Annotated in this window: 19 protein-coding genes; all 19 read left to right on the top strand. The window is 71.1% G+C overall.

Annotated features, from left to right (window positions below):
• The 19 genes from AC31A1_RS07425 (at window position 1) to AC31A1_RS07335 (ending at window position 20597) form a co-directional block, all read left to right on the top strand.
• Window positions 1-1005: a TauD/TfdA family dioxygenase gene (locus tag AC31A1_RS07425; protein WP_489652455.1), complete on the top strand. Its 1005-nt coding sequence runs from the start codon at window positions 1-3 to the stop codon at window positions 1003-1005.
• Window positions 1002-2030 (top strand): 2,3-diaminopropionate biosynthesis protein SbnB, encoded by a 1029-nt coding sequence (sbnB, locus tag AC31A1_RS07420; protein WP_489652454.1) that lies wholly within the window; start codon window positions 1002-1004, stop codon window positions 2028-2030. Before AC31A1_RS07425 ends, sbnB begins: the two co-directional genes overlap by 4 nt.
• Before the next feature lie 32 nt (window positions 2031-2062).
• A complete protein-coding gene (sbnA, locus tag AC31A1_RS07415) occupies window positions 2063-3037 on the top strand; it encodes a 2,3-diaminopropionate biosynthesis protein SbnA (RefSeq protein WP_489652453.1) in 975 nt (324 codons plus the stop codon).
• Between the two features lie 92 nt (window positions 3038-3129).
• Window positions 3130-4764, top strand: coding sequence for an acyl-CoA dehydrogenase family protein (locus AC31A1_RS07410; protein WP_489652452.1), 1635 nt, complete (start codon window positions 3130-3132; stop codon window positions 4762-4764).
• A 243-nt stretch (window positions 4765-5007) separates the two neighbouring features.
• Window positions 5008-6294, top strand: a complete 1287-nt coding sequence (locus tag AC31A1_RS07405) for a helix-turn-helix domain-containing protein (protein ID WP_489652451.1) — start codon at window positions 5008-5010, stop codon at window positions 6292-6294.
• 246 nt (window positions 6295-6540) lie between these two features.
• Window positions 6541-7800: a hypothetical protein gene (locus AC31A1_RS07400; RefSeq protein WP_489652450.1), complete on the top strand. Its 1260-nt coding sequence runs from the start codon at window positions 6541-6543 to the stop codon at window positions 7798-7800.
• Window positions 7801-7845: 45 nt separating this feature from the next.
• The gene (locus tag AC31A1_RS07395) at window positions 7846-8418 is read left to right on the top strand and encodes a GNAT family N-acetyltransferase (protein WP_489652449.1); all 573 of its coding nucleotides are present in this window, start codon (window positions 7846-7848) and stop codon (window positions 8416-8418) included.
• A 127-nt stretch (window positions 8419-8545) separates the two neighbouring features.
• Window positions 8546-8629 carry a putative leader peptide gene (locus AC31A1_RS07390; protein WP_309500612.1) on the top strand — a complete coding sequence of 28 codons (84 nt, stop codon included), beginning with the start codon at window positions 8546-8548 and terminating at the stop codon, window positions 8627-8629.
• Between the two features lie 129 nt (window positions 8630-8758).
• The gene (locus AC31A1_RS07385) at window positions 8759-10456 is read left to right on the top strand and encodes a nitrite/sulfite reductase (RefSeq protein WP_489652448.1); all 1698 of its coding nucleotides are present in this window, start codon (window positions 8759-8761) and stop codon (window positions 10454-10456) included.
• Window positions 10453-10632 carry a hypothetical protein gene (locus AC31A1_RS07380; protein WP_489652447.1) on the top strand — a complete coding sequence of 60 codons (180 nt, stop codon included), beginning with the start codon at window positions 10453-10455 and terminating at the stop codon, window positions 10630-10632. Before AC31A1_RS07385 ends, AC31A1_RS07380 begins: the two co-directional genes overlap by 4 nt.
• A complete protein-coding gene (locus AC31A1_RS07375) occupies window positions 10629-11339 on the top strand; it encodes a phosphoadenylyl-sulfate reductase (protein ID WP_489652446.1) in 711 nt (236 codons plus the stop codon). The genes AC31A1_RS07380 and AC31A1_RS07375 overlap by 4 nt, the downstream gene beginning before the upstream one ends.
• Window positions 11336-11911: an adenylyl-sulfate kinase gene (gene cysC, locus AC31A1_RS07370; protein WP_489652445.1), complete on the top strand. Its 576-nt coding sequence runs from the start codon at window positions 11336-11338 to the stop codon at window positions 11909-11911. Before AC31A1_RS07375 ends, cysC begins: the two co-directional genes overlap by 4 nt.
• The gene (gene cysD, locus AC31A1_RS07365) at window positions 11908-12846 is read left to right on the top strand and encodes a sulfate adenylyltransferase subunit CysD (RefSeq protein ID WP_489652444.1); all 939 of its coding nucleotides are present in this window, start codon (window positions 11908-11910) and stop codon (window positions 12844-12846) included. The genes cysC and cysD overlap by 4 nt, the downstream gene beginning before the upstream one ends.
• 2 nt (window positions 12847-12848) lie before the next feature.
• A complete protein-coding gene (locus AC31A1_RS07360; RefSeq protein WP_489652443.1) occupies window positions 12849-14183 on the top strand; it encodes a sulfate adenylyltransferase subunit 1 in 1335 nt (444 codons plus the stop codon).
• A gap of 236 nt (window positions 14184-14419) precedes the next feature.
• Complete coding sequence (locus AC31A1_RS07355) at window positions 14420-15532, top strand: aliphatic sulfonate ABC transporter substrate-binding protein (protein WP_489652442.1); 1113 nt, start codon at window positions 14420-14422, stop codon at window positions 15530-15532.
• A 13-nt stretch (window positions 15533-15545) separates the two neighbouring features.
• On the top strand, window positions 15546-16352 hold the full coding sequence (locus AC31A1_RS07350) for an ABC transporter ATP-binding protein (protein ID WP_489652441.1): 807 nt from the start codon (window positions 15546-15548) through the stop codon (window positions 16350-16352).
• Window positions 16339-17217, top strand: a complete 879-nt coding sequence (locus AC31A1_RS07345; protein WP_489652440.1) for an ABC transporter permease — start codon at window positions 16339-16341, stop codon at window positions 17215-17217. The genes AC31A1_RS07350 and AC31A1_RS07345 overlap by 14 nt, the downstream gene beginning before the upstream one ends.
• Window positions 17218-17226: 9 nt before the next feature.
• Complete coding sequence (locus AC31A1_RS07340; RefSeq protein WP_489652439.1) at window positions 17227-17967, top strand: sirohydrochlorin chelatase; 741 nt, start codon at window positions 17227-17229, stop codon at window positions 17965-17967.
• Window positions 17968-18071: 104 nt separating this feature from the next.
• Entirely contained in the window at window positions 18072-20597 is a 2526-nt protein-coding gene (locus tag AC31A1_RS07335) for a GTPase-associated protein 1-related protein (RefSeq protein WP_489652438.1), read from the top strand.
• The last annotated feature ends 173 nt before the right edge of the window (window positions 20598-20770 follow it).

Here is a 20770-nt window from a genome sequence, read left to right as displayed (position 1 = left end):
ATGTCGCTCTCTTCCGCGACTCCGCTCAACTCCGTTGCTCTCAGCCCGAACAGTCCACCGTTGCTGCACGCCGATGTCGGCGGAGACCCGGTCGGCTGGGCCGCCGGGCACCGTGCGGCGCTGCGGTCCGTCGTCGCCGAGCACGGCTGCGTCCTGGTCCGCGGGCTCGGGCTCGCCGACCCGGCCGGGGCCGAGACCGTCTTCCGGCGGCTCACCGACTCCCTGATGGCGGACCGGGAGCCGTTCGCGCCCCGCCGTACCTATGCGGAGGGCGTGTACTCCGCCACGAAGTGGCCGACCGACCAACCGATGTGCCAGCACCACGAGTTGAGCTACGCCCTGGAGTTCCCCGGACTGCTGCTCTTCGCCTGCCTGGAGGCACCGACGGAGGGCGGCGCGACCCCGGTCGCCGACGCCGAGGCCGTCCTGCGGTCACTGCCCGCGCCGCTGGTGGAGCGGTTCGAGCGGGAGGGCTGGATGCTGGCGCGGACGTACCACGAGGAGATCGGGGCGTCGGTCGCCGAGGCCTTCGGCACCGACGACCGTGCCGTGGTGGAACGCTACTGCCGCACCCAGGGCATCGAGTTCGCCTGGCAGCACGACGGTTCGCTGCGCACCCGCCAGCACCGCGCCGCCGTCCTCCGCCACCCGGTCACCGGCCGCCGCTGCTGGTTCAACCAGATCGCGTTCCTGAACGAGTGGACGATGGAACCCGAGGTCCGCGAGTACCTCGTCGACGTCTACGGCGCCGACGCGCTGCCCTTCAACACCCGCTTCGGGAACGGCGATCCGATCGACGCGGGCATCGTGACGACCGTCAACGAGGCCTACGACCGGCACGTGCGGCGCGAGCCGTGGCGGTCCGGGGATCTGCTGCTGGTGGACAACATCCGTACCGCGCACGGCCGGGAGCCGTTCGAGGGGCCGCGCGAGGTGCTCGCCGGGCTCGGCGATCCGGTGCGCCTGACGGACCTCGCCCCGACGGCCGACGGGAGGGCCGCATGAGCACCGACACACCTTCCTTCGCGGTCATCAGCGGCGAACAGGTCCAACATGCCCTGGCCGGCCGGGAGTCGGAGATCGGCGCCCTCGTGGAGGCCACCTACCGGCTGCACGGCGCGGGCGACTCGGTGAACCCGCCGTCGTACTTCCTGCGCTTCCCGGACCGCCCGTCGTCCCGGATCATCGCGCTGCCCGCGTCGCTCGGGGGGCCGTTGCCCGTGGACGGCCTGAAGTGGATCTCCAGTTTCCCGGGGAACACCGGGTCGGGGCTGCCCAGGGCGTCGGCGGTGCTGATCCTCAACGACCCGGACACCGGCTATCCGTATGCCTGCCTGGAGAGTTCGGTGATCAGCGCGACCCGTACGGCGAGTTCGGCGGCGCTCGCGGCCGACAAGCTCAGCCAGGGCCGGACGCGTCCGCCGCGGGTCGGGTTCGTGGGGACGGGTCTGATCGCCCGCTACATCCACACCCATCTCCGGGCCACCGGCTGGGAGTTCGAGGAGACGGGCGTCCACGACCTGTCCGCGGAGAGCGCGGAGGGGTTCCGGGGATACCTGGAGCGGTCGGGTGCGCCGGGGCGCATCACCGTGCACGACAAGGCGGAAGGCCTGGTCCGCTCCAGCGACTTGCTGGTGTTCGCGACGATCGCCGGCTCGCCGCATGTGCACGATCCGGCCTGGTTCGACCATCATCCGCTGGTCCTGCACGTGTCATTGCGGGATCTCGACCCGGCGATCCTGCTCGCGTCCGCGAACTTCGTGGACGATGTCGAGCACTGCCTGAAGGCCGACACCTCGCCGCATCTGGCCGAACAGGCCACCGGGGGGCGGGAGTTCATCGACGGCACGCTGGACGACGTGCTGACAGGCCGCGTGAGCGTACCGACCGACCGGACGGTGGTGTTCTCGCCGTTCGGGCTGGGGGTGCTCGACCTCGCGGTCGGCAGGTTCGTCCATGACGAAGTGGTCCGACAGGGCGAACTCCACGTCGTCGACGGGTTCTTCCACGAGCTGCGCCGGTACGGCTGACGGCGGTCGTGGCGCACCACTAGGGGGAGAACATGGCTGTTATTTCCGATCCCGCGGAGTTCAACGAGGACGACCTCTACGTCGACCTGCGGGCAGCACTGGAACTACCGCTCTATCTGAAGTGCGAGGGGTTCAACTTCGCCGGCTCGGTCAAGCTGAAGGCCGCCACCGAGATGGTGAACGCCGCCGAGCGGGCCGGCATCCTGCGGCCCGGCTCGGTGCTGGTCGAGTCGTCGTCCGGCAACCTGGGGGTGGCTCTGAGCGTGATCGCGGCGAGCCGCGGTTACGGGTTTCTCTGCATCACCGACAGACGCTGCAACGTGCCCACGGTGCAGCTGATGGAGGCGCTCGGCAGCCGGGTCCACGTCATCGACCAGCCCGACGTGCACGGCGGCTTTCTGGGCGCCAGGATCGCGTACGTGCGGGCGCTGTGCGCCTCCGACGAGCGGTACGTGTGGCTCAACCAGTACACGAACCAGGGGAATTGGCGGGCGCACTACCGCACCACGGCACCCGCCATCGCCCGCCGGTTCCCGCAGCTGGACGTGCTGTTCGTCGGCGCCGGCACCACCGGGACGCTGATGGGCTGCGCACGCTGGTTCTGGCAGTGGCGGCGCCGGGTGCGGATCGTCGCCGTGGACGCGGCCGGGTCGGTCACGTTCGGCGGGGAGGCCGGGCCGCGGATGATCCCGGGTCTGGGCACCAGCGTGGCGCCGCCCTTCCTCGACACGTCGTACATCGACGACGTGATCCATGTAGGGGAGCCGGACACCGTGGCGACCTGCCGCCGGCTGGCCGCGCGGGGCTTCCTGTTCGGCGGGTCCACCGGCACGGTCGTCAGCGGGGCCGAGCAGTGGCTCGCGCGCGACGGACGGCACGGCACGACGGCGGTGGCGATCGCCCCTGACCTCGGCGAACGCTATCTGGACACCGTCTACCGCACCGGCTGGCTGGAGGAGGAGGCGCCCGGGACCGCCATGCTGGCGGAGATGTCCCGCTCGGCCTGACGTAGGCGACGGCGGTTGTGTCAGGGTGGAGATCCAGAGCACCCGCAGGTGGAGATCCCGACCACCGCCGTCCCCACGGGTAGGTTCCAGCCATGGCACGCACCACCCACACCGTGACGAACCAGACTCCCCCACTGGTCGGCTACGACGTCTTCACCGCCGACCGCGTCCTGACGGAGGCGGTCGAGCGGCACACCCCGCCCGGACTGCTGGACGAGGTCGGGGACGAACTCTCCGCGCTGGGCCGCGCCACCGGTTCGCCCCAGCTCCAGGAGTGGGGTGTGCAGGCCAACGACAACCCCCCGGGCCTGCGCACCCACGACCGTTACGGCCACCGGATCGACGAGGTCGAGTTCCATCCGGCCTGGCACCGGCTGCTCGGCAAGGGCGTGTCGGCCGGGCTGACCGCCGCCTGGGACCGCCCCGCCGGACATGTGCGGCGGGCCGCGGGTTTCGTCGTCTGGACCCAGGTCGAGGCGGGCAACTGCTGCCCCCTGTCGATGACCCACGCGGCGGTGCCCGCCCTGCGCGCCGACCCCGCGCTCGCCGCCGAGTGGGAGCCTCGGCTGACGTCCACGGTCTATGACCGTGAGCTGCGGCCCGCCCACCTCAAGGCCGGGGCGGTCTTCGGGATGGGCATGACGGAGAAGCAGGGCGGCAGCGACGTCCGCGCCAACACGACACAGGCGCGCCCGCTCGCCGAGGACGGAACGTACGAGCTGACCGGCCACAAGTGGTTCTGCTCGGCGCCCATGTCCGACGGTTTCCTCGTGCTGGCGCAGGCACCCGGCGGGCTGACCTGCTTCCTGGTCCCCCGTGTACTGGACGACGGCACCCGCAACGTGTTCCTCCTCCAGCGGCTCAAGGACAAGCTGGGCAACCGGTCGAACGCCTCCGCCGAGGTCGAGTTCGACGGCACCTGGGCGCGCCGGGTCGGCGACGAGGGTGCCGGCGTACGCACGATCATCGGGATGGTCGCGGCGACCCGGCTCGACTGTGTGCTCGGCTCGGCCGGTCTGATGCGGCAGGCCGTCGCGCAGGCCGTCCATCACAGCGCCCACCGCGAGGCGTTCGGCGGCAAGCTCTTGGACAAGCCGCTCATGCGCAACGTGCTGGCCGATCTCGCCCTGGAGTCGGAGGCGGCCACCACGCTCGGACTCAGACTCGCGGCGGCCTACGACGACGGTGGCGAACAGGAGCTGGCGTTCCTGCGGTTGGCGGTGCCGGCCGCCAAGTACTGGGTGACCAAGCGCTGTTCGCCGGTCGCGGTCGAGGCGGCCGAGTGCCTGGGCGGCAACGGATACGTCGAGGAGTCCGGACTGCCGCGCCTGGTACGGGAGTCGCCGCTCAACTCGGTCTGGGAGGGCGCCGGGAACATCCAGGCCCTCGACGTCCTGCGCGCGTTGCGGCGCGAACCGCAGGCACTGAACGCCTTCCTGGTCGAGGTCGGCCGGGTGCGCGGCGCCGATCACCGGCTGGACGGGGCGATGAAGAACCTGCTCGCCGAGTTCGCCGACCTGGAGGGCATCGAGGGCCGCGCCCGGCGCGTGGTCGAGCGGATGGCGCTGGTGCTTCAGGGTGCGCTGCTCGTGCGGCACGCGCCGCCGGAGGTCGCCGACGCGTTCTGCGCGTCCCGGCTGGGCGGCGACTGGGGCTCCGCGTTCGGCACCCTGCCGCCGAGCCTGGACCTCACGTCGATCGCGGAACGCGCCCGGCCGGCGGCCTGAGCCGACACCGGCACAACGCGAGGGTGGTGCTGCGCCGACACGGCACCACCCTCGCAGCGTGGGACAAGTTTCAGACACCGCACGGCTGTTCACCAGGGTTGCAGAGGGTTGCAACTTGGCGGCTTCTGTGTCCGGACTGTCTCCCTCCGTCACCGCGGAGCGGCACTATGAGACCAACAGTCGATACGGGAACAGCGCTCGACACGAGAACAGCAGTTGATACGGGACCGGAGAGAAGGACCCATGGCGAACCCGGCGGCCGGACTGCCGCGGCGCACCACCGTCGACGCGGCGCGGACGGCCCGGATGCTGAGCGACGCCCGGCACGCCACGCCCTTCGGCCAGCGCGTCCGCGCCGCTCCGCGCCCGGTGATCGAGGAGTCCTGGGAGCGCGCGTTACGCGGCGGGACCCACCCCGACCATGATCTGCGGACCGGGCTGCTGTCCCGCGAGGAGGTCGAACGGCGGCGCGGCGCAAGCCCGTTGAGGCACGTCCTGCCGGTGCTGCGGGAGGGTCTGGTGTCGGTCGCGGACGCCGCCCACCACATCGTGCTGGTCGCCGACGACGAGGGCCGGGCGCTGTGGCGGGAGGGCAGCGCCGCCGTGCTGCGCAAGGCCGACGAGGCCGGCATCGAGGTCGGCACGGACTGGCGCGAGGACGTCGTCGGTACCAACGGACTGGGCACCCCGGCGGTAATACGCCGTCCCGTTCAGGTCTTCGCCGCCGAGCATCTCTCGCGCGCGCTGGCCGCGTTCACCTGCGCGGGAGCCCCGATCACCGACCCCAGGGACGGCCGGCTGATCGGTGTCGTCGATGTCAGCGGCCCGCTGGAGACCATGCACCCGGCCACCCTCGCCTGGGTCGACTCGGTGGCCAAACTCGCCGAGGCCAGGCTGCGCGAGCTGCACATGACCTCGCTGGAGCGGCTGCGCGCGGTGGCGGCGCCGATCCTGCCCCGGATCGGCGGCCGGGCCCTGGTGGTGGACCGGGACGGCTGGACGGCCGCGGTCACCGGGATGCCGTACGTGAAGCGGATCGCGCTGCCCAAGTCGCCCTCCGGGGGCCGCCGTTGGCTGCCGTCGCTCGGGCTGTGCTCCCTGGAGCCGCTGGCCGGGGGCTGGCTGGTCCGCGCCGCCGACGAACCGGTGCCGGGCGCCACCCGGATCGTCCTCGACCTCGCGCTGCCGCGCCGCTGGTCGGTGACGGTCTACGGCGGTGCGGGCTCCTGGACCCATGAACTGAGCCCCCGGCACGCCGAGTTGCTCTACTTCCTGGCCCTGCACCGCACCGGCCGCAGCGCCGCGGCCCTGGCCGAGGACATGTTCGGCGATCCCGGCCGCACGGTGACGGTGCGTGCCGAGATGTCGCGGGTACGGCGCTATCTCGGGGCGTTCCTGGAGCACCGGCCGTACCGGTTCCGCGAGGACGCGGAGGTCGAGGTGCTGCTGCCGGACGACCCGCGGGAGCTGCTGCCGCACTCGACGGCACCCGGGGTGACCAGGGGGCGGACGTCGACCCAAGTGCCGTAGCGGAGACGTCGGTTCGACCACCGTGACGGAGACGGAAGGGCGCGGCCGGAGGCGGAGGCGCGGGTCAGGGCGGTGTGGCGGACAGGTGGCGCAAAAGGCGCGTCCGGCTGCATCTTCCGCATATTTGCGGGGTCTTACCCATGGGGCGGCCATGACTGCCGTAGCATCCCTGTACGGGCCACCCCACCTGCTCCCTGGTCAACGCACGGATCACCAGGCGCAGTTGGCTCGCCTCGGGAGGACACTATGAGTGCACGTGGGCGACACCGCCGGCGCAAGCGGGGCAGGGCGCTGCGCGCCGTGCTGACCGGGGCCGCGCTCGGCCTCACCGCGGCCGCGACGATGATCAGCGCCTCGCAGGCGACGGTCGGTTCCGATCCCGGGGCGCTGAAGCCCCTCACCTCGGCCTCCGATCTGAGCGCGTTGCGGCTGCGGGAGCACCTGGAGCCACAGCGGTCCCTGGACCGGCTCGCCTCGGCGATGGGCCGCCCGGTCGGTGTCGGCGCCGTCCTGGAGAGCGCTGACCACACCCTGCGCGACGCCGCGGACTGCACGACCGGCGAGAAGTCGGCGCTGCCCGTCGAACCGGCGGCCACGCGCGCGTACTGCTGGGACAGCGGCGACGCGGCCGACCCGGCCTGGACGCCCCGCTCGGTGACCACCTCGGGCGACGCCGACGAGGACGGCTGGTGGGGCTCGAACCGGGTGATCCTCTCCGGCTGGACCGCGAACACCCGCGGCCTGGCCAAGGTCGCCTTCGTGAACGCCGCCGACACCGCCCGTCTCACCTACACCTGGGCCCTCCTCGCCGTACCGACGGACGGCGGTCGTGACTACCGAGGGCTCGTCTCCAAGATCTCCGGCATGGTCTGGTACCAGGACAAGCTCCTGGTCACGACCACGAGCGGGACCCGCGACGCGCTGTACGTGTACGACATGAACCGCATCCAGCGCACCACGGTGACGGCCGGTGCGGTCGGCCGGGTGCGTGACGGCTGGTCGGCGGCCGGGTACCGGTATGTGCTGCCCGCGATCGGGTCGTACCGGCTGACCGGCGGCACAGCGGCCGTACGGCCCGTGGGTCTGTCCCTGGACCGGAGCACGGTGCCGGACAGTCTGGTCGCGAGCGGGGCGAAGCGCCTGTGGCGCTATCCCTTCAGCCTGGACCCCGCGCGTCCGGGGCTGCTCGCCACCGACTCGGCGGGCCGCGCGGTGCCCGAGGAGGCGTACGCGACGAAGGTCGACGGCGCCGGGGGCGTGCTCGCGAACCGGTCCGACTGGTATGTGGGCGGCGCGGCCGGGACGGACGGCGGCCGGGGCTCGATGTGGCGTCAGGACACCCGGGGCGCCAAGGCCACCGAGTGCGGGGCCGACGAGACGCACCAGTGCTGGAGCGCGCAGACCGACTCCCTCTCCTACTGGCAGGAGACCGGCGAGGTCTGGTCGGTGTCCGGACGGATGCTGTTCGCACTGCCACTGAACTCGATCGACAGCTCGCTCGGTTGATCATCTGATCGACAGATCCCCGGGCCGGATGGTTCCCTGGCGGGCATGACGAACACCCCCGTGACCACCTGGTACCTGGAGCAGACCGACCCGCGCGACCTCCTCCCGGCCATCGCGCCGGACGGAGACGTGCGGATCGTCCGCGCCGAAGTACCCTCCCCCGAGTTCAGCCGCTTTCTGTACGCGTCCGTGGGCGGGGACATCCTCTGGATCGACCGGCTCGGCTGGACGTTCGCGCAGTGGCAGGAGTACCTGGACCGGCCGGGCACGGAGACCTGGGTCGTGTACGACCGGGGCACGCCCGCCGGGTACCTGGAACTGGACTCGCATGACGACGGCGTCGTCGAGATCGCCTACTTCGGACTGGTCCCCGCCTTCCGCGGCCGCCGCCTCGGCGGCCACCTCCTCTCCTACGGCACCGCCCGCGCCTGGGACCTCGCGGACCGCTGGCCGGGGCGGGCGCCGACCAGCCGTGTGTGGGTGCATACCTGCAGCCTGGACGGGGCGCACGCGATGGACAACTACCAGCGCCGGGGCTTCAAGCTCTTCGACACGCAGGTCGAGGAAGTGACACTGGTGACCACGCCGGGTCCCTGGCCGGGGGCCTACCGCGTCTGACCTGCGCCGACAAGACAGCGTGCGCGGCTTGTGACCGACGACACCCTCGTCTCACATAGCGGGACCAGGGTGTCCGCATGGCGGACGAAGCTGGACTGTGTCCAGAATGCCGTGACACGCTTCCGTCATGTCCGGAACTGGAATTGCCTTGGTGAGTCGGCGGCACGTCGACCTCGGCCGCATGTCCAGCGCCATCTGTCCGGCGGGCTAGCCGAGCCGCAGCACCGCCGGATTTCCCCGTATCTGCCTCATACTGCGCAAAGACGCGCGCGTATGCCCGCATGCGCCCGTACACGCAGGTCAGAGCCGATCACCCGCCTGTCCCGGAGGACGTAGAAACATGGCCGCCACCCCCGAGAACCCTGCAGCCGCAGCGCCCCGCCGCAAGGTGAGCCGTCACCGCGGCGAGGGTCAGTGGGCAGCCGGACACTTCACCCCGCTCAACGGCAACGAGCAGTTCAAGAAGGACGACGACGGTCTCAATGTGCGGACACGCATTGAGACGATCTACTCCAAGCGCGGCTTCGACTCGATCGACCCGAACGACCTGCGCGGCCGTATGCGCTGGTGGGGGCTGTACACCCAGCGCAAGCCCGGGATCGACGGCGGCAAGACCGCGATCCTGGAGCCGGAGGAGCTGGACGACAAGTACTTCATGCTGCGGGTCCGCATCGACGGCGGCCGGCTGACCACGGACCAGCTGCGGGTGATCGGCGAGATCTCGCAGGAGTTCGCGCGCGGCACGGCCGACCTCACCGACCGGCAGAACGTGCAGTACCACTGGATCCGCATCGAGGACGTGCCCGAGATCTGGAACCGCCTGGAGGCGGTCGGTCTCTCCACCACCGAGGCCTGCGGCGACACGCCCCGCGTGATCCTCGGCTCGCCCGTCGCGGGCATCGCCGAGGACGAGATCATCGACGGCACCCCGGCGATCGACGAGATCCACAGCCGTTACATCGGTACCAGGGAATTCTCCAACCTGCCGCGCAAGTTCAAGACGGCGATCTCCGGCTCCCCGCTCCTGGACGTCGCCCACGAGATCAACGACATCGCGTTCGTCGGCGTCAACCACCCCGAGCACGGCCCCGGCTTCGACCTGTGGGTCGGCGGCGGTCTGTCCACCAACCCGAAGATCGGCGTCCGGCTCGGCGCCTGGGTCCCGCTGGACGAGGTCCCGGACGTCTGGGCCGGCGTGATCGGCATCTTCCGCGACTACGGCTACCGGCGGCTGCGCACCCGCGCCCGCCTGAAGTTCCTCGTCGCCGACTGGGGCCAGGAGAAGTTCCGCCAGGTCCTGGAGGACGAGTACCTCAAGCGCAAGCTCGTCGACGGCCCCGCCCCCGCCCAGCCGGTGGCCCGCTGGCGCGACCACGTCGGCGTCCACCGCCAGCAGGACGGCCTGTTCTACGTCGGTTTCGCCCCGCGTGTCGGCCGCGTCGACGGCACCACGCTCACGAAGATCGCCGAGCTGGCCCAGGCGCACGGTTCGGGCCGGCTGCGCACGACGGTCGAGCAGAAGATGATCGTGCTCGATGTCGAGGAAGGGCAGATCGACTCGCTGGTCGAGGGTCTCGAAGCCCTCGGCCTCACCGCCAAGCCCTCCCCCTTCCGGCGCGGCACGATGGCCTGCACCGGCATCGAGTACTGCAAGCTCGCGATCGTCGAGACCAAGCAGCGCGGCATCACGCTCATCGACGAACTGGAGCGCCGCATCCCGGAGTTCGACGAGCCGATCACCATCAACATCAACGGCTGCCCGAACGCCTGCGCCCGGATCCAGGTCGCGGACATCGGTCTCAAGGGCCAGTTGGTCCTCAACGACCAGGGCGAGCAGGTCGAGGGCTTCCAGGTGCACCTCGGCGGCGCCCTCGGCCTGGAGGCCGGCTTCGGCCGCAAGGTCCGTGGCCTGAAGGTCACTTCGGAGGAACTGCCCGACTACGTCGAGCGGGTCCTCACCCGGTTCCAGCAGGAGCGCGAGGACGGCGAGCGCTTCGCCGCGTGGGCCACGCGCGCCAGCGAGGAGTCCCTGTCGTGAGCGAGCGCGCCGCCCCCTTCTACTGCCCCTACTGCGGCGACGAGGACCTGCGTCCCAACGAGCAGGGCCACGGCGCGTGGGAATGCGCGGCATGCAATCGGGCCTTTCAGCTGAAGTTCCTCGGGCTCCTCGCCCGGGGGCTCCGGCAGACCGACGCAGGGGGAGAACAGATATGACGACGACTCAGAAAGCGCGCCCCACCGACGACTTGAAAGCCCTGGCCGAGCAGGCGGGCCGCGACCTGGAGGACGCCTCCGCGCTGGAGATCCTCCAGTGGGCGGTGCGGACCTTCGGCAAGCAGTTCTGTGTGACCTCCTCGATGGAGGACGCGGTGGTCGCCCACCTCGCCTCCCGCGCGATGCCCGGCGTCGACGTGGTGTTCCTCGACACCGGCTACCACTTCCCCGAGACCATCGGCACCCGCGACGCGGTCGAGGCCGTGATGGACGTCAACGTCATCACGCTCACCCCGCGCCAGACCGTCGCCGAGCAGGACGCCGAGTACGGCCCCCGACTGCACGACCGTGACCCGGACCTGTGCTGCAAGCTGCGCAAGGTGCAGCCGCTGGAGCAGGGCCTCACCAAGTACGCGGCCTGGGCGACCGGGCTGCGCCGCGACGAGTCCCCGACACGGGCCAACACGCCGGTCGTCGGCTGGGACGAGAAGCGCCAGAAGGTCAAGATCTCGCCCATCGCCCGCTGGACCCAGGACGACGTGGACGCGTACGTCGCCGAACACGGCGTGCTGACCAACCCGTTGCTGATGGACGGCTACGCGTCCGTCGGCTGCGCGCCCTGCACCCGCCGGGTCCTGGAGGGCGAGGACGCCCGCGCCGGCCGCTGGGCGGGGCGCGGGAAGACCGAGTGCGGGCTGCACGAATGACCACGGCTGTGCTTTCTACGAATCAGGAGAACCACGTGACGACCGGAGCCACCGTCTGGCTCACCGGACTGCCGAGTGCCGGCAAGACCACCATCGCGTACGAGCTGGCCGGCCGGCTCCGCGAGGAGGGCCACCTCGTCGAGGTGCTCGACGGCGACGAGATCCGCGAGTTCATCTCGGCGGGCCTCGGCTTCAGCCGCGAGGACCGGCACACCAACGTGCAGCGCATCGGCTTCCTCGCCGAACTGCTCGCCCGCAACGGCGTCAAGGCGCTCGTCCCGGTCATCGCGCCGTACACCGACAGCCGCGAGGCCGTCCGCAAGCGGCACCAGGAGAGCGGCGCCGCCTACATCGAGGTGCATGTGGCGACCCCGGTCGACGTGTGCTCCGTCCGCGATGTGAAGGGTCTCTACGCCAAGCAGGCCGCCGGTGAACTGACCGGGCTCACCGGGGTCGACGACCCGTACGAGGAGCCCGAGTCGCCCGACCTGCGGATCGAGTCGCAGCACCAGACCGTGCAGGAGTCGGCGGCGGCACTCCACGCGCTGCTCACCGAGAGGGGACTGGCATGACGACGACCGTTGCCAAGGCCGAGGACGGTACGGACACGCCGTACGCCCTCTCGCACCTGGACGCCCTTGAGTCCGAGGCGGTGCACATCTTCCGTGAGGTGGCGGGTGAGTTCGAGCGGCCGGTGATCCTGTTCTCCGGAGGCAAGGACTCGATCGTGATGCTGCACCTGGCACTGAAGGCGTTCGCGCCCGCGCCGGTGCCGTTCACGCTGCTGCATGTGGATACCGGACACAACTTCCCCGAGGTGCTTGAGTACCGCGACCGTGTGGTGGCCGCACATGGGCTGCGGCTCCATGTGGCCTCCGTACAGGACTACATCGACCGCGGTGTGCTGCGCGAACGCCCCGACGGGACACGCAACCCGCTCCAGACGCTCCCGCTCACCGAGAAGATCCAGAGCGAGAAGTTCGACGCGGTCTTCGGTGGGGGTCGTAGGGACGAGGAGAAGGCGCGGGCGAAGGAGCGGGTGTTCAGCCTTCGCGACGAGTTCTCGCAGTGGGACCCGCGCCGGCAGCGCCCCGAGCTGTGGAACCTCTACAACGGACGGCACGCGCCCGGCGAGCACGTCCGGGTCTTCCCCCTCTCCAACTGGACCGAGCTGGACGTCTGGCAGTACATCGCCCGTGAGGGCATCGAGCTGCCCGAGATCTACTTCGCGCACGAGCGTGAGGTGTTCGCGCGGGACGGCATGTGGCTGACCGCCGGTGAGTGGGGCGGGCCGAAGTCGGACGAGACCGTGGAGAAGCGGCTCATCCGGTACCGGACCGTGGGTGACATGTCCTGCACGGGTGCCGTGGACTCCGACGCGGTGACGCTGGAGCAGGTCATCACCGAGATCGCCGCCTCCCGGCTGACCGAGCGGGGCGCGACGCGGGCCGACGACAAGCTGTCCGAGGCCGCGATGGAAGACCGCAAGCGCGAGGGGTACTTCTAACCATGAGCACCATCACGACCGAGGAACTCTCGGCCACCACGCTGCTGCGGTTCGCCACGGCGGGCTCCGTCGACGACGGCAAGTCCACGCTCGTGGGACGGCTGTTGCACGACTCCAAGTCGGTGCTGACCGACCAACTCGAAGCCGTGCAGCGGGTGTCGGCCGACCGCGGCCAGGACGGTCCCGACCTCGCGCTGCTCACCGACGGCCTGCGGGCCGAGCGGGAGCAGGGCATCACGATCGACGTGGCGTACCGCTACTTCGCCACGCCCCGGCGCCGGTTCATCCTCGCCGACACGCCCGGCCACGTGCAGTACACCCGCAACATGGTGACGGGTGCCTCCACGGCCGAGCTGACGGTGATCCTCGTCGACGCGCGCAACGGCGTCGTCGAACAGACCCGGCGCCACGCCGCGATCGCCGCGCTGCTGCGCGTCCCGCACGTGGTGCTCGCGGTCAACAAGATGGACCTGGTCGAGTACAAGGAGACCGTGTTCGCCGCGATCGCCGAGGAATTCACCGCGTACGCCAGCGAGTTGGGCGTCCCGGAGATCACCGCGATCCCGATCTCGGCACTGGCCGGCGACAACGTGGTGGACCCGTCCGCGCACATGGACTGGTACGGCGGGCCGACCTTCCTGGAGCACCTGGAGTCGGTGCCGGTCAGCCACGACCTGGCGCACTGCCACGCGCGGCTGCCCGTGCAGTACGTGATCCGGCCGCAGAGCAGCGACCTTCCGGACTACCGGGGGTACGCGGGTCAGATCGCGGCCGGTACGTTCCGCGTCGGCGACCCGGTGACGGTCCTGCCGTCCGGGCGTGCCACCAAGATCTCCGGGATCGACCTGCTCGGCAAGCCGGTGCGGACCGCCTGGACCACGCAGTCGGTGACGATCCTGCTGGAGGACGACATCGACGTCTCCCGCGGCGACCTCATCGTGCCCAGCAAGGACGCCCCGGCGACCACGCAGGACATCGAGGCGACGGTCTGCCATGTCGCCGACGCGCCGCTGACCGTGGGCCACCGGGTGCTCCTCAAGCACGGCACCCGCACGGTGAAGGCGATCGTGAAGGACATCCCGTCCCGGCTCACGCTCGACGACCTGTCCCTGCACCCGCATCCGGGACAGCTCGTCGCCAACGACATCGGCCGGGTGAAGATCCGCACCGCGGAGCCGCTGCCGGTCGACTCGTACGCCGACTCGCGCCGTACGGGCTCGTTCATCCTGATCGACCCGGCGGACGGGACCACGCTCACCGCCGGCATGGTCGGCGAGTCGTTCGCGGCGCCGGAGCCGGTCAAGGACGCGTCGGACGAAGACGGTTGGGACTTCTGACCATGAACTCCACGGACTTCTACTCCACGTTCGCGAAGGAGGGCGGCCGCGTCGGCAGCGGCGCCCTCGGCAGCGGGCAGGGCGGGGTGGCGCGATGTGCGTGCTGACGTACGCGCACCGCTTGCGCGCCCAGTCCCCCCACCCGACGTCCCGGACGCGACGAAAACGAAGACCTGCCGACCTCCCGGCCACGACCTGAGACCGTGACCGCCGGGCCAACGAGAGGAACACCTCCCGTGCCTGCCAACCGCTCGACCTATCTGCGCCGCGGCATAGCCGTGATCGCCGCGCTCCCTCTGCTCACCCTCGCCGCCTGCGGTTACGGGTCGGACTCCAAGAGCACCAACTCCAAGGAGAAGGTCGCCGCCGGATCCGCCAAGATCGACGGTCTCGCCTCCGTGAAGATCGGCTACTTCGGCAACCTGACCCACGGGACCGCGCTGGTCGGCCGTGAACAGGGCCTGTTCCAGAAGGAACTGGGCGCCACCAAGGCCGACTACGCGACCTTCAACGCGGGCCCGTCCGAGATCGAGGCGCTCAACTCGGGCTCCATCGACATCGGTTGGATCGGTCCCTCCCCTTCGATCAACGGCTACACCAAGTCCGGCGGCAAGAGCCTGAAGATCATCGGTGGTTCGGCGTCGGGTGGCGTGAAGCTCGTCGTGAACCCGAAGAAGATCAAGTCCCTGGCGGACGTCAAGGGCAAGAAGATCGCGACGCCTCAGCTGGGCAACACGCAGGACGTGGCGTTCCTCAACTGGATCGCGGACCAGGGCTGGAAGGTCGACGCGCAGAGCGGCAAGGGTGACGTGACCGTCGTCCGCACCGACAACAAGATCACCCCGGACGCCTTCAAGGCCGGTTCGATCGACGGCGCCTGGGTGCCGGAGCCGACCGCGTCGAAGCTGGTCGCCGAGGGCGGCAAGACGATCCTCGACGAGTCGACGCTGTGGCCCGACAAGAAGTTCGTGATCACGAACATCATCGTGTCGCAGAAGTTCCTGAAGGCGCACCCGAAGGTCGTCGAGGCGGTCCTGAAGGGCTCGGTCGCGGCCAACAAGTGGATCAACGCCAACCCGACGGAGGCGAAGGCCGCGGCGAACAAGCAGCTGGAGGCCGACTCCGGCAAGGCGCTGCCCGCCAACGTCCTTGACCCGGCGTGGAGTTCGATCCAGTTCACCAACGACCCGCTGGCCGCCACCCTCAACACCGAGGCGGAGCACGCGGTGAAGGCCGGTCTGCTGGAGAAGCCCGATCTGAAGGGCATCTACGACCTCACGCTGCTCAACAAGGTCCTCAAGGCGGCCGGCGACAGCACGGTCGACGCCGCCGGCCTCGGCACGAGCTGATCGGAGGAGCCCGATGACTTCCCAGGAGGTGACGACCATGGCCACGACTTTCGCCAAGGAGACCACCGCGTCGGTCGAGTACGCGGCACGCCTTGAGCATGTCTCGAAGTCCTTCGCGACTCCGGCTGGGCAGCAGCTCGTCCTGGACGACATCAGCATCGATGTCGCGCCGGGCGAGTTCGTCACCCTCCTGGGAGCCTCGGGCTGCGGCAAGTCGACGCTGCTGAACCTGGTGGCGGGCCTGGACAAGCCCACCGTCGGCTCCATCACGGCCGACGGCCGTCCCGCGCTGATGTTCCAGGAGCACGCCCTGTTCCCCTGGCTCACCGCGGGCAAGAACATCGAACTCGCCCTGAAACTCAGGGGAGTCGCGAAGGAGGAGCGGCGCGGCAGGACCGAGGAGCTGCTCGACCTGGTCCGGCTGCCGGGCGCGTACGGCAAGCGGGTGCACGAGCTGTCGGGCGGTATGCGCCAGCGTGTCGCCATGGCCCGGGCGCTCGCCCAGGAGAGCCGCATCCTGCTGATGGACGAGCCGTTCGCGGCGCTGGACGCCATCACGCGGGACGTCCTGCACGACGAACTGACCCGTATCTGGGGCGAGACGGGGCTCTCGGTCCTGTTCGTCACGCACAACGTGCGCGAGGCGGTACGGCTCGCCCAGCGGGTCATCCTGCTGTCCTCGCGGCCCGGCCGGATCGCCCGCGAGTGGACGGTCGGCATCCCGCAGCCGCGCCGCATCGAGGACGCGCCCGTGGCCGAACTGTCCCTTGAGATCACCGATGTACTGCGTGGGGAGATCCGCCGTCATGGCCAGCACTGAGACCACGACCGTCCAGGACGGCGGGAGCGTCGAGGCGGGCCTCGACGCCCTGGAGAGTCAGGTCACGGGCCGTCCGACCTTCCGGCAGACCTTCGTCAACAAGATCTTCCCGCCGCTCGTCGCGCTCGCGGTGGTCCTGGTGGTCTGGCTGATCCTGACCCCGATCGTCGACGACCCGAGCAAGCTGCCCTCGCCGGGCGCCGTGGGCACCGAGTTCAAGAACGCCTGGCTCCAGGGCGATCTCCTCGGCTACATCTGGACCAGCGTCTCGCGCGGTCTGCTGGGCTTCTTCTTCGCGCTGCTGATCGGCACCCCGCTGGGACTGCTGGTGGCCCGGGTGAAGTTCGTGCGCGCGGCGATCGGCCCGATCCTGTCCGGCCTCCAGTCGCTGCCGTCGGTGGCCTGGGTGCCGCCGGCCGTGATCTGGCTGGGCCTGAACAACTCGATGATGTACGCGGTGATCCTGCTCGGCGCGGTCCCCTCGATCGCCAACGGGCTGGTGTCCGGCGTCGACCAGGTGCCGCCGCTGTTCCTGCGCGCGGGCCGCACGATGGGCGCGACGGGCGTCAAGGGCATCTGGCACGTCACACTGCCGGCGGCGCTCCCCGGGTATGTGGCGGGCCTGAAGCAGGGCTGGGCGTTCTCGTGGCGCTCGCTGATGGCGGCCGAGATCATCGCCCAGTTCCCCGATCTGGGCGTGGGCCTGGGCCAGTTGCTGGAGAACGGCCGTACCAACAGCGACATGGCCATGGTGTTCGAGGCGATCATCCTGATCCTGTTCGTCGGTATCGCCATCGACCTGCTGCTCTTCAGCCCACTGGAGCGGTGGGTGCTGCGCAGCCGAGGTCTGCTGGTGAAGAGCTGAGCTGATCCCATGCACACGAAGCCGGTCCTTCTCGTCATCGCCCACGGCAGCCGCGATCCGCGGCACGCCGCGACCGTCCACGCCCTGGTGCGGCGGGTCCGGTCGCGGCGGCCCGGGCTGCGCGTGGAGACCGGCTTCCTGGACTTCAACGTCCCTTCCGTGCAAGGGGTGTTGGAGTCCCTCGCGGCAGAGGGCGGGCAGGACGTCGTGGCCCTCCCCCTGCTGCTGACCCGCGCGTTCCACGCGAAGTCGGACATCCCCGCGGTCCTGCGGGACGCACCGCCGCGGCTGCGGATCAGGCAGGCGGAGGTGCTGGGACCGTCGCCGCTGTTGCTGCGCGCGCTCGAACGGCGGCTCTACGAGGCCGGGTTGACGCCCGCCGACAAGTCCTCGACCGGGATCGTGCTGGCCTCGGCCGGGTCCACCGACCCGGAGGCGATCGCGGTGATCGACGGCCTCGCGCGGGAGTGGTGGCACACCGGCTGGCGCGCCGTGCGTCCCGCGTTCGCCTCGGCGGCGCTCCCCCGCACCGAGGACGCGGTCCGCGAACTCCGGGCGCTCGGCTGCCGGCGGATCGCAGTCGCGCCGTACGTCCTCGCGCCCGGCTTCCTGCCCGACCGCATCGCGCGGGGCGCGGCGGAGGCGGACGTGCTCGCCGACGTGCTGGGTCCGGCACCCGAGGTGGCGCGGGTCCTGCTGGAGCGCTACGACGCGGCCCTGGCTCCGATGCTCGCGGCCGTCGGGGCGTAGCGCCTTCACGGTTCCCACCTGCCCGGTTTCCCGGAAAGGGGTCTCCCCCGGCCTCCGGATCTGCTGGGATGGTTCCTCTGAGGGCTAGTGGGGAGCAAGTACACGTGGCGGGTCGGGAGTTCGGGCATCGCGAAGGGCCTGTGCCGGCCCAGCTGCACTACACCTCGGGGCCGTCCGGATCCGAGGATCCCGGCCCCCGGTTCACGGCGGTCGGCGCGGAGGTGCCGCCGGGAGTGTTGCGGGAGGCCGAGCGGCTCCTCGGGTACGAGCCACCCCCCGACAGCCCGCGGCAGCCCGACGCCGAGCAGCTCAAGAGGTTCCCCACGGTGTTCGGCTTCAGTGAACTCACCGACGGCGGGCGGCTGTTGAGCCGTTCCGTGTGCACCGGCACGGACTGGGCCGGGGGCCCGGTCTCCTTCCACACACACGCCCTCCTGCTGCCGGCCGGGACCCGGCTGCCGGACGGCGTCCTGCCCATCTCCACCTGGGAGTCCCCGCGTTGGGCCGAGTCGACTCCCCCGGGCGGGCCCGGTCCCGTCGACCGTGTCGAACCTTCCGGGTTGTTGCGCAAGGAGGCGCTGGTCCCGTTCGCGGTGTCCCGGGCCGGACGGCTCGCCGCGTTCTTCGCCGATCTGCGGGCGGTGGCCGCGGATCCGGGTGCCGGGCAGATCGTGGTCGTGGAGCACGACAGCGCCGACGTGGCCCGCTGGATAGCGCTCGCCTGCACGGTCCTGCCCCGCGAACAGGCGCACCGGCTCACCTTCACGACGTACACCCACGACCCCCGGCAGGCCCGTCAGCAGCTCGTCGGCGCGCTGCCGTCCTCCGAATCCGTCGCCGACGACGAGCGCTATCGCGTGCACAACTGCACGGGCCGGCAGCCGTCCGGGCCGGTCGCGGACACCTGGGCGGAGGTGTGCGCCCGCGTCTGGCGCGCGGGCCGTCCCGACCTGTTCCACAACGACCCCGAAGATCTGGGCGCGTTGGCGGTGAGCGCCCTCGTCGCGGGCATCGACCTGCGGACGGACGCCCGTGCGGTGGCGGCGAGTTGGGCGGCCGAGCAGGTGGACGCACTGCCCGACGACAGACTGGCGGCGTTGGTCGCCGGATTGTGCGGCGGCCCGGTGCCGCACCTGGGGTCCAGCTCGGCGACCCTGCCCGGCGAGGCCGAACAGGTCGCCCTGGCCGCGCTGTTGGCCCGGCTGGACGGGCGCGTGACGGCCACGGTGTCGGCGCCGCTCGCCGCGCGCGTGCTGGCGTCGGCGGTCCTCGCCCATGGACCGGTGCCCGTGCTGCGCGCCGGGTCCCTGACCGCGCGGGACCATGCCGACCTGGCCCGCGATCTCGCGCCCTCCCTGCGGGCCGGTATCGCGGACACGGCGGAACCGGCCGTCGGACGGCCTCTCGCACTGCTGCGGGCCGCCGACCTGCTCGACGTCGACTGCCAGGACCAACTCCCGGAGCTGGCCGAACGGTTGGCGCGGGAGCTGGTGGGCTCCCCGGCCGCGTCCTTGTCGGGCGGCGGCACGAAGCCCTCGCCCGAACCCGCCGAGCGCCGTCCGGGCGGCGAGCCTCCCGCCATGGGCTGTCCGCCCGCGCTCCTGGACGCGGTGCACACCCACCCCGGGCTGCGGGTCGCGCTGTTCGGGTCGCTCGACACGCTCGCCTTGGCGGAACCAGCGTCTGTGGCAAGGGTGTTGAAGGGTTCCGGGCTGCCGCTCGACCTCCAGCAGTCCGGTTTCCCGCATCTGCGGATGTGTGTCGCGCCCATCGGGCCGGAGGACCGGCTCGACGGGTTCCACGGTCTGCTCCGCACGGCCGGTGTCTCACCGCTGGCCGATCCCGCCGTGCTGCACACCGCACTCCGCCTCACCTGGCCCGGCGGCGAGCTGCCGACCGGCCGGGAGGCGAGCCTGCTGCTGAGGAAACTGGGCTCCGACACCCACCGCGCCGCCGGCACCCGGGAGTCGCTGATCGAGGCGGCACTCGCCGCTCCCCCGGAGGACTCCGACGTACCGGCGCTCGCCACCGATCTGCTCCGCTGCTTCAGCACGGAACTGGGCCCGACTCGGCGTACGGCACTGCTCCTTCTGGAATTCACCGGGGCGCTCGGCACCGCGGCCGAGGGCGAGGAGTGGGTCGCCCGGGTGCTGAGCCTGAAGGCCGACGCCGCCGAACCACTGCCGGAGACCGTCGCCGAACGCGCCTTCGAGGCCCTCGCGTGGCGGCTCCTGGAGGGGACGGCACCGGAGAACGAGCTGTACGCGCTCGCCCGTTCGGCCGAGCCGCGCCTTCTCGCGGCGTACGAGCGGGCGGCCCGTTCGGAGCGGGTGGGCGAGCGGCTGCGGACCGGGCCCGCGTATGTCGCCGCCCGGTTCTGCGACTGGAGCGCGTTCCCGGGGACCCATCCGGCCTGGGACGAGACCCGTACGGCCCTGCTGGCGAAGGTGTTGCGGCCGATCGTGCGGGCGCTGCCCGCCGGGGACCAGGCCGAGGTCGAGGCGGCGCTCGATCGCGCGGGCCGCGGCAAACTCGACGCGTTCCGCGCCTGGAACCGCCCCGGCGCGCTGGGGCGCCTCGCGGGACGGCTGTCGGGACGGGGGCGGCGCACCGAGCAGCCCGGCGCGTGACCGACGTCGGAGACGACCGGCCTCGGGACGTGACCGGCCCGGCGATCGACGGGGAGGCGCCGCCCGAAGTCCGGCACTCCCCTGTGATGTCGGACCCCGGACGGCCCGTCCGCAGCACGGCCCCCGGCGGCATGAACATGATCGCGGGGGTCGCTTTTTGTACTGCGTCTCGC

The organism is Streptomyces sp. P5F9, assembly GCF_057961495.1.
Note: the sequence above shows the minus strand (reverse complement) of the source record. Positions and strands in the feature narration are given on the sequence as shown.

Coding starts and splice junctions, on each gene's coding strand:
- AC31A1_RS07425 (WP_489652455.1), top strand. CDS start 1: ATGTCGCTCTCTTCCGCGACTCCGCTCAACTCCGTTGCTCTCAGCCCG.
- sbnB (WP_489652454.1), top strand. CDS start 1,002: ATGAGCACCGACACACCTTCCTTCGCGGTCATCAGCGGCGAACAGGTC.
- sbnA (WP_489652453.1), top strand. CDS start 2,063: ATGGCTGTTATTTCCGATCCCGCGGAGTTCAACGAGGACGACCTCTAC.
- AC31A1_RS07410 (WP_489652452.1), top strand. CDS start 3,130: ATGGCACGCACCACCCACACCGTGACGAACCAGACTCCCCCACTGGTC.
- AC31A1_RS07405 (WP_489652451.1), top strand. CDS start 5,008: ATGGCGAACCCGGCGGCCGGACTGCCGCGGCGCACCACCGTCGACGCG.
- AC31A1_RS07400 (WP_489652450.1), top strand. CDS start 6,541: ATGAGTGCACGTGGGCGACACCGCCGGCGCAAGCGGGGCAGGGCGCTG.
- AC31A1_RS07395 (WP_489652449.1), top strand. CDS start 7,846: ATGACGAACACCCCCGTGACCACCTGGTACCTGGAGCAGACCGACCCG.
- AC31A1_RS07390 (WP_309500612.1), top strand. CDS start 8,546: ATGTCCGGAACTGGAATTGCCTTGGTGAGTCGGCGGCACGTCGACCTC.
- AC31A1_RS07385 (WP_489652448.1), top strand. CDS start 8,759: ATGGCCGCCACCCCCGAGAACCCTGCAGCCGCAGCGCCCCGCCGCAAG.
- AC31A1_RS07375 (WP_489652446.1), top strand. CDS start 10,629: ATGACGACGACTCAGAAAGCGCGCCCCACCGACGACTTGAAAGCCCTG.
- cysC (WP_489652445.1), top strand. CDS start 11,336: ATGACCACGGCTGTGCTTTCTACGAATCAGGAGAACCACGTGACGACC.
- cysD (WP_489652444.1), top strand. CDS start 11,908: ATGACGACGACCGTTGCCAAGGCCGAGGACGGTACGGACACGCCGTAC.
- AC31A1_RS07360 (WP_489652443.1), top strand. CDS start 12,849: ATGAGCACCATCACGACCGAGGAACTCTCGGCCACCACGCTGCTGCGG.
- AC31A1_RS07350 (WP_489652441.1), top strand. CDS start 15,546: ATGACTTCCCAGGAGGTGACGACCATGGCCACGACTTTCGCCAAGGAG.
- AC31A1_RS07345 (WP_489652440.1), top strand. CDS start 16,339: ATGGCCAGCACTGAGACCACGACCGTCCAGGACGGCGGGAGCGTCGAG.
- AC31A1_RS07340 (WP_489652439.1), top strand. CDS start 17,227: ATGCACACGAAGCCGGTCCTTCTCGTCATCGCCCACGGCAGCCGCGAT.